The following is a 6,369-nucleotide window of genomic DNA, read 5'->3' on the forward strand; positions in this document are numbered from 1 at the left end:
GGTCACCGCCCTCGACCTGCGGGTGGAGACCTCCCGCGGCCCGGTCGCCGTCGGCCTGGCCCACTCCGGCGCCTGCTACGCCTCGGTCCGCGCCGCCGACCTCGGCCTGCGCGTCGACACCTCCCACCTGCCCGAACTCACCGCCGCCGGACGGGAGATCCGTGCCGCCCTGGCCGACGAGCCGGCCACCCGCCACCCGGCGGACCCGCGGCTGTCCGGCGTCTACGGGGTGATCCTCTACGAGGAGCTGCCCGACCTGCCGAACGGCCCGAGCCAGCGCAACGTCACCGTCTTCGCGGACGGCCAGATCGACCGCTCGCCGTGCGGCTCCGGCACCTCCGCCCGGCTCGCCCTGCTGGCCGCCGAGGGCCGGCTGACCGCCGGCCAGGAGCTGCGGCACGAGTCGGTGATCGGCACGGTGTTCACCGGGCGGCCGGCGGGCGAGCGGGACGGCGGGGTGGTGACCGAGGTCACCGGCAGCGCGTACCGCACCGGCGAGCACCGGTTCGACCTCGACCCCGCGGACCCGCTCGGAACGGGGTTCCTGCTGTGACGCCCGCCCCCGCCCGGGCCGACGCCGCCCTGCCGTTCCTGGAGCTCACCCTGACGCCGCGGCAGGCCCGAGAGGCGCTGGAACGGGTGCTGCGGGAGGGCCTGGACCCGGAGAGCTGCCCGCCGCGTTCGAACATCCCGGTCCCCGCCGGTGAGCTGCTGCTGATGCCCGCCGCCACCGGGCGCTACGCCGGGGTGAAGATCGCGGGCGTGGCCCCCGCCAACCCCGGCCTCGGCCTGCCCCGGATCACCGGGAGCCACCTGCTGCTGGACGGCCCGACCCTGCGGCCGCTGGCGCTGTTCGACGGCGCCGCGCTGACCGCGCTGCGCACCCCGGCGGTGACCGCGCTGGCGGTCGGCCGGCTCGCCGCGCCGGACGCGGCGCACCTGGTGCTGTTCGGCGCCGGCCCGCAGGCGTACGGGCACCTGGCGGCGCTCGCGGAGGTCCGCCCGCTGACCCGGGTGACCGTGGTGGCCCGCCGGGCGGCGCCCGCCGAGGACCTGTGCGCCCACGCCCGGACACTGGGGCTCGACGCCACGCCCGGGACGGCTGCGGCGGTGGCCGGTGCGGACATCGTGGTGTGCTGCACCACCGCCCGGACGCCGCTGTTCGACGGCGGTGCGGTGGCCGACCGGGCGGTGGTGGCGGCGGTCGGTTCGCACGATCCCGGCGCCCGGGAGGTGGACGGCGCGCTGGTGCGCAGATCGGCGCTGTACACGGAGTCCCGGGCCGGCGCGCTGCGGGAGGCGGGGGACCTCCTGATGGCCTTTCCGGCGGGCTGGGCGCCGGGGGCGCCGATGCTTGCGAACCTCTCAGAACTGGTGAACGATGAGGCGGCTGTGGCGTTCGACCGGCCGCGGTTCTTCAAGAGCGTCGGGATGGCCTGGCAGGATCTGGCAGTCGCTGCCATGCAATACGAAATGTCCCCCGGATTTCGCTTGAATCTTCCATAAAGTGAGTAACGTGACATTGTACAATGGTGTCCTCGAACCTCCGGAGGAACACCATGGCGGACCGAAAGCCCCGCACCCTCATCTCCGTCCAGGAGCGGCTGCGCGACCAGGTCGCCCACGCACTGCGCGCCGGACTCATCTCCGGTGAGCTCCGCCCCGGTGTCGTCTACTCCGCCCCCGCCCTCGCCGCCGACTTCGGGGTCTCCGCCACCCCGGTCCGCGAGGCCATGCTCGACCTGGCCCGCGAGGGCCTGGTCGAGGCGGTCCGCAACAAGGGGTTCCGGGTCACCGAGCTGAGCGAGCGCGACCTCGACGAGTACACCGAGATCCGCGCCCTGATCGAGGTGCCCACCGTCGGCCGGGTCGCCCGCACCGCCACCCCCGAGCAGCTCGAGGCGCTGCGCCCCGAGGCCCAGGCGATCGTGGTCGCGGCCCGCGAGCACGACCTGATCGGGTACCTGGAGGCCGACCGCCAGTTCCACCTCGACCTGCTCGGCCTCGCCGGCAACGCCCGGCTCGTCGAGACCGTCGGCGACCTGCGCAAGCGCTCCCGCCTCTACGGGCTCAACCGGCTCGACCAGCGCGGCGAACTGGTCTCCTCGGCCGAGGAGCACCTGGAGCTGCTCGACCTCATGATCGCCGGCCGCGCCGACGACGCGGAGAACTGCATGGCCCGCCACCTCGGCCACATCCGCAACCTCTGGGCGGCCGGCACCGAGGCCGCCGCCGAGGAGCGTCCGGCCCTGCGGCTCGGCGCCCGCTGACCCGTCCGGGTGAGAGGGCCATGACCCGGGCCGTTGCGCGGCACCGGGCCTACGATGGTGGTTCCGACATCGGCAGCCAGGAGGAATCCATGTCCGCCGCAGCAGTGGAGCACCCGTACGAGCAGCCGACGCTGCTCGAGGCGGCCGACCTGATTTCCAGTCGCCTGACGGGGCACCGAGTCGAGATCATCGGGGGTCAGATCGCCGTGACACCGCCCGCAGACGCGTCGCACAGCCGCGCGCTGACCCGCATCATGGCGACACTCATCGCGGCCGGCATGAACGGCGACGGGTCCGAGGTGCACCAGGCCGTCGGTGTGTGGCTGCCCGACGGACCGTCGGATTACGCCGTTCCCGACCTCTCGATCACCGATGCCGACATCGACGATCACCCGGTCGAGTACAACTGCTACGACCCGGCGGCCTTCCGTCTGGTCCTGGAGGTCACCTCCTCCAACCTCGGCGACGACCTCAAGAAGAAGCCGTCGGCCTACGCCTCCGCGGGCATCCCGGTCTACGTGATCGTCGACCGACAGAACCGCAGGGTCATGGTGCTCACCGAGCCGAGCGACGGCGAGTACCGGGTGAACGCCGTCCACCGGCCCGGACAGTCCTTCGTCCTGCCCGCCTCCATCGGGGCCGAGGTCAAGCTCGACGTGGACGCCGTCCTCGGCCCCGAGAAGTAGCCGCGCGGCGGCGCTCAGGCCAGCCGGCCGTCGTGCATCTCCAGCACCCGGTCGACCCGGCCCAGCAGGTCCCGGTCGTGGGTGACCATCACCGTCGCCGTGCCGTGGCTGCGGGTGATCTCCGCGAGCAGGCCGACGATCTGCGCGCCGCGCTCGTGGTCCAGCGCCGAGGTCGGCTCGTCGACCAGCAGCACCGACGGCCGTCCGAACAGCGCCCGTGCGATGTTCACCCGCTGCCGTTCGCCGCCCGACAGCTGGTGCGGGCGCCGCCGCTGCTTCGCACCGTCCAGCCCGACCGAGGCCAGCAGCTCCTCGGCCCGCGACCGGGCCGCCGACGGGCGCCCGCCGCGGACCGACTCCAGCACCAGCAGCTGCTCGACGGCGGTCAGCGAGGCCAGCAGGTTGGACTGCTGGAAGACGATCCCCAGCCGCTCGCGGCGCAGCGCCGTCCGCTCCCGGTCACCCAGCGCACCGGCGTCCAGACCGTCGATCAGCACCTGCCCCCGGTCGGGCCGTTGCAGGGTCGCGGCGACCGCCAGCAGGCTCGACTTGCCGGACCCGGACGGGCCCGCCACCGCGGTGAACTCGCCCGGCGCCACCTCCAGCGTCACGTCGTCCAGCGCGGTCAGCCGGCTCTCGCCGTCCGGGTAGGTCAGCGTCACCCCGCGCAGGGCGAGGCCGGTACGGGTGGTGGTCTGCGCGGTGGTGGTCATCGGGAGGCTCCCAGGGCGGCCAGCGGGTCGACGGAGGTGATGCGGCGGACCGCCAGCGCGGCCCCGGCCAGACCCAGCAGCACCATCGCCGCCACCGGGACGGCCACGGTCGCCGGGCCGACGTCGAACGGCACCGCGGAGGCCGCCAGCAGCCCCCCGGTCCCGCCGGCCGCCCCGCCCAGCAGTGCCCCGCCCAGCAGCACGGCCGCGGCCTGCGCGAGCGCGTCGCGCACCAGGTAGCCGCTGCTCGCCCCGACCGCCTTCAGCACCGCGATGTCGGGGCGGCGCTGCACCGTCCAGACGGTGAAGAACGCCCCCACCACCAGCGCGCTGACCGCGAACAGGAAGCCCTGGATCAGCTGCAGGCTGCCCTGCTCCGCCGAGAAGCCGTTGATCCCGGCCAGTGCGTCGGCGAGGGCGACCGTCGTGGTCCCCTGCGCCGCGTCCAGTGCCGCGCCGCCCGAAGGCGAACCGGTCAGCGCCAGCACGGTCGGCCGGCTCTGGCCGCTCAGCTGCTCCCAGGTGGCCAGCGTGGTCCAGACGGTCGGCGCGTGCGAGTACGAGCGCTGCTCGGTGACGCCGGAGACGGTCAGCGTGCTCGGGCCGACCCGGACCTGCCCGCCCACCGCCAGGTGGTACTCGGCCGCGGTGTCCGCACCGACGGCCACCTGCCCGTCCGCGGGCGCCGCGCCCTGCCGCAGCGGCGGCAGCAGCGCGGCGGGGGAGCCCAGCACACTGACCGACACGGCGGCGTCGGACGCGGTCAGCCGGGTCAGCGAGACGCCCAGCGGGTGTGCGGCGCCAACCCCGGGTGCGGCGGCGAACGCGGCCTGCTGCCCGGCGGAGACGACGCTGTTGCCGAACGAGACGGTCGCGGCGGCGCCCGCCGGGGCACCGAAGACGATCCGGTCGGCCGGCAGCCCGGCGACCGTGGAGGAGGCGGCGGCGGCCAGGCCGCCGGTCAGGCCGTACAGGAAGACGACCAGCATGGTGATCAGGGTGACGACCGCGCCCATGAGCGCGAACCGGCCCTTGGCGAAGCGGATGTCACTCAGTGCGACGAACACGGGGACCTTCCGGTGGAGGTGGGCTGTCCTGCCGTCCACCCTGGCCGCCGCGGCCGCCGAATCCATCGTGGAGAGGAACGGCCCCCGGCTCCACCCCGCGGTGCACCCGGAAATCCATCGAACGGTTGACGCCCGACCGGTCGGCCGCCCGCCGGGCACCCCGTACCCTCGGAAGGCGTGACCAGTGACGACCCGGCCGCGCACGCCGGCAGCACCCCCGCCCTGCGGCTGATGAACCTCGCCCTGCACGGGCTGTTCTTCGCGCTGCTCGGCGTCCTGCTGGCCCGCGGCGTCCTCGACCACGGCCTCGGACCGGGCGCGCTCGCCACCGCCGCCCTGCTCGCCGCGGCCTACGCCGCCGGCGGCCCGGTCGGACGGATCCGCACCACCCGGACCGGCGCCCTGCTCTGGCTCGCCGCCGTGGTCCTGCTCTGGATCGCGCTCACCCTGCTCCACCCCGAGTTCTGCTACCTGGCGTTCCCGCTGTACTTCGTCTGCCTGCACCTGCTGCCCGCCAGCCGGGCGGTGCTCGCGGTCGCCGCCCTGACCGGCGTCGTGGTCGCCGCCCAGGCGGGCACCGAAGGCGGCCTGACCACCGCCAAGGTGCTCGGCCCGGTGGCCGGCGCCGCCGTCGCCCTGCTCACCGCGTACGGCTACGCCGCGCTCTACCGGGAGAGCCGCGAACGCCAGCGCCTCATCGACGACCTGGTGCGCACCCGCGACGAGCTCGCCGCCACCCAGCGCGAGGCCGGCCGCCTCGCCGAACGGCAGCGCCTCGCCCGCGAGATCCACGACACCCTCGCCCAGGGACTGTCCTCGATCGTGCTGCTGGCCCGCTCCGCCGAGTCCGCGCTGCCCGCCGACCCCGCCGCCGCCGCGAACCGGATCCGCGAGGTCGGACGGACCGCCTCCGCCAACCTCGCCGAGGCCCGCCGCTTCGTCCACGCGCTCACCCCGCCCGCCCTCGACGACACCACCCTCACCGAGGCGCTGCGCCGCCTGGCCCGCGGCGCCGGAGCCGGCTTCCACCTGGACGGCGAGCCCCACCCGCTGCCCGTCGAGGCCGAGGTGGCGCTGCTGCGCCTCACCCAGGAGGCACTGGCCAACGCGGTACGGCACGCCGGGGCGCAGCGGATCGCCGTCACCCTCGCCTACCTCGACGACGAGGTGACCCTGGACGTCTTCGACGACGGCGTCGGCTTCGACCCGCTGGCCCGCCCCGAGGGCGAGCGCCGCACCTTCGGCCTGCACGGCATGCGCGAGCGGATCGCCGCGCTCGGCGGCAGCCTGAGTGTCGAGTCCGCGCCGGGCGAGGGCACCGCGGTCGCCGCCGCGCTGCCGCTGCGCCCCGCCGACGGCGTCGACCTGCTCGCCGAGGCGGGCGCCCGGTGATCCGGGTGCTGCTGGTGGACGACCACCCGGTGGTCCGGCGCGGGCTGCGCGCCATGGTCGACGACCTGCCGGACGTCACTGCGGTCGGCGAGGCGGCGGACGGCGCCGAGGCGCTGGAGGTGCTCGCCGGGCTGGACCGGCGGCCGGACGTGGTGCTGATGGACCTCCAGATGGGGACCGGCATGCACGGCGTCGAGGCGACCCGCCGGATCACCGCGCTGCCCGACCCGCCGGCGGTCCT

Annotated in this window: 8 protein-coding genes; 6 read left to right on the plus strand and 2 right to left on the minus strand. The window is 75.1% G+C overall.

Annotated elements, in window-relative coordinates; all coding sequences use genetic code 11:
* The 4 genes from AA75_RS40035 to AA75_RS40050 form a co-directional block, all read left to right on the plus strand.
* Positions 1 to 553: proline racemase family protein (locus AA75_RS40035; protein WP_033825407.1), on the plus strand; the 553-nt coding region annotated here is incomplete at its 5' end.
* Complete coding sequence (locus AA75_RS40040) at positions 550 to 1,506, plus strand: ornithine cyclodeaminase family protein (protein WP_149038660.1); 957 nt, start codon at positions 550 to 552, stop codon at positions 1,504 to 1,506. The genes AA75_RS40035 and AA75_RS40040, both read left to right, overlap by 4 nt.
* 53 nt (positions 1,507 to 1,559) lie before the next feature.
* Positions 1,560 to 2,270, plus strand: coding sequence for a GntR family transcriptional regulator (locus AA75_RS40045; protein WP_033825403.1), 711 nt, complete (start codon positions 1,560 to 1,562; stop codon positions 2,268 to 2,270).
* An 89-nt stretch (positions 2,271 to 2,359) separates the two neighbouring features.
* Positions 2,360 to 2,956 (plus strand): Uma2 family endonuclease, encoded by a 597-nt coding sequence (locus AA75_RS40050; protein WP_033825404.1) that lies wholly within the window; start codon positions 2,360 to 2,362, stop codon positions 2,954 to 2,956.
* Between the two features lie 14 nt (positions 2,957 to 2,970).
* On the opposite strand, the gene AA75_RS40055 is transcribed toward AA75_RS40050, so the two are convergent.
* Positions 2,971 to 3,669: an ABC transporter ATP-binding protein gene (locus AA75_RS40055; protein WP_051814234.1), complete on the minus strand. Its 699-nt coding sequence runs from the start codon at positions 3,667 to 3,669 to the stop codon at positions 2,971 to 2,973.
* Positions 3,666 to 4,736, minus strand: coding sequence for an FtsX-like permease family protein (locus tag AA75_RS40060; protein WP_033825410.1), 1,071 nt, complete (start codon positions 4,734 to 4,736; stop codon positions 3,666 to 3,668). The genes AA75_RS40055 and AA75_RS40060 overlap by 4 nt, the downstream gene beginning before the upstream one ends.
* Positions 4,737 to 4,913: 177 nt before the next feature.
* Here AA75_RS40060 and AA75_RS40065 point away from each other — a divergent pair, with 177 nt between their 5' ends.
* Positions 4,914 to 6,128 (plus strand): sensor histidine kinase, encoded by a 1,215-nt coding sequence (locus AA75_RS40065; RefSeq protein WP_233289407.1) that lies wholly within the window; start codon positions 4,914 to 4,916, stop codon positions 6,126 to 6,128.
* Positions 6,125 to 6,369 (plus strand): response regulator transcription factor (locus AA75_RS40070; RefSeq protein WP_033825405.1); only part of this gene is annotated, 245 nt, incomplete at its 3' end. The genes AA75_RS40065 and AA75_RS40070, both read left to right, overlap by 4 nt.

Origin of the sequence: Kitasatospora sp. MBT63 (assembly GCF_000710465.2) — a bacterium.
GTDB lineage: Bacteria > Actinomycetota > Actinomycetes > Streptomycetales > Streptomycetaceae > Kitasatospora.

What these genes read in the sequence shown, in the direction of transcription:
- AA75_RS40050 (WP_033825404.1), top strand. Translation starts at nt 2,360, where the DNA reads ATGTCCGCCGCAGCAGTGGAGCACCCGTACGAGCAGCCGACGCTGCTC.
- AA75_RS40055 (WP_051814234.1), bottom strand. Translation starts at nt 3,669, where the DNA reads ATGACCACCACCGCGCAGACCACCACCCGTACCGGCCTCGCCCTGCGC.
- AA75_RS40045 (WP_033825403.1), top strand. Translation starts at nt 1,560, where the DNA reads ATGGCGGACCGAAAGCCCCGCACCCTCATCTCCGTCCAGGAGCGGCTG.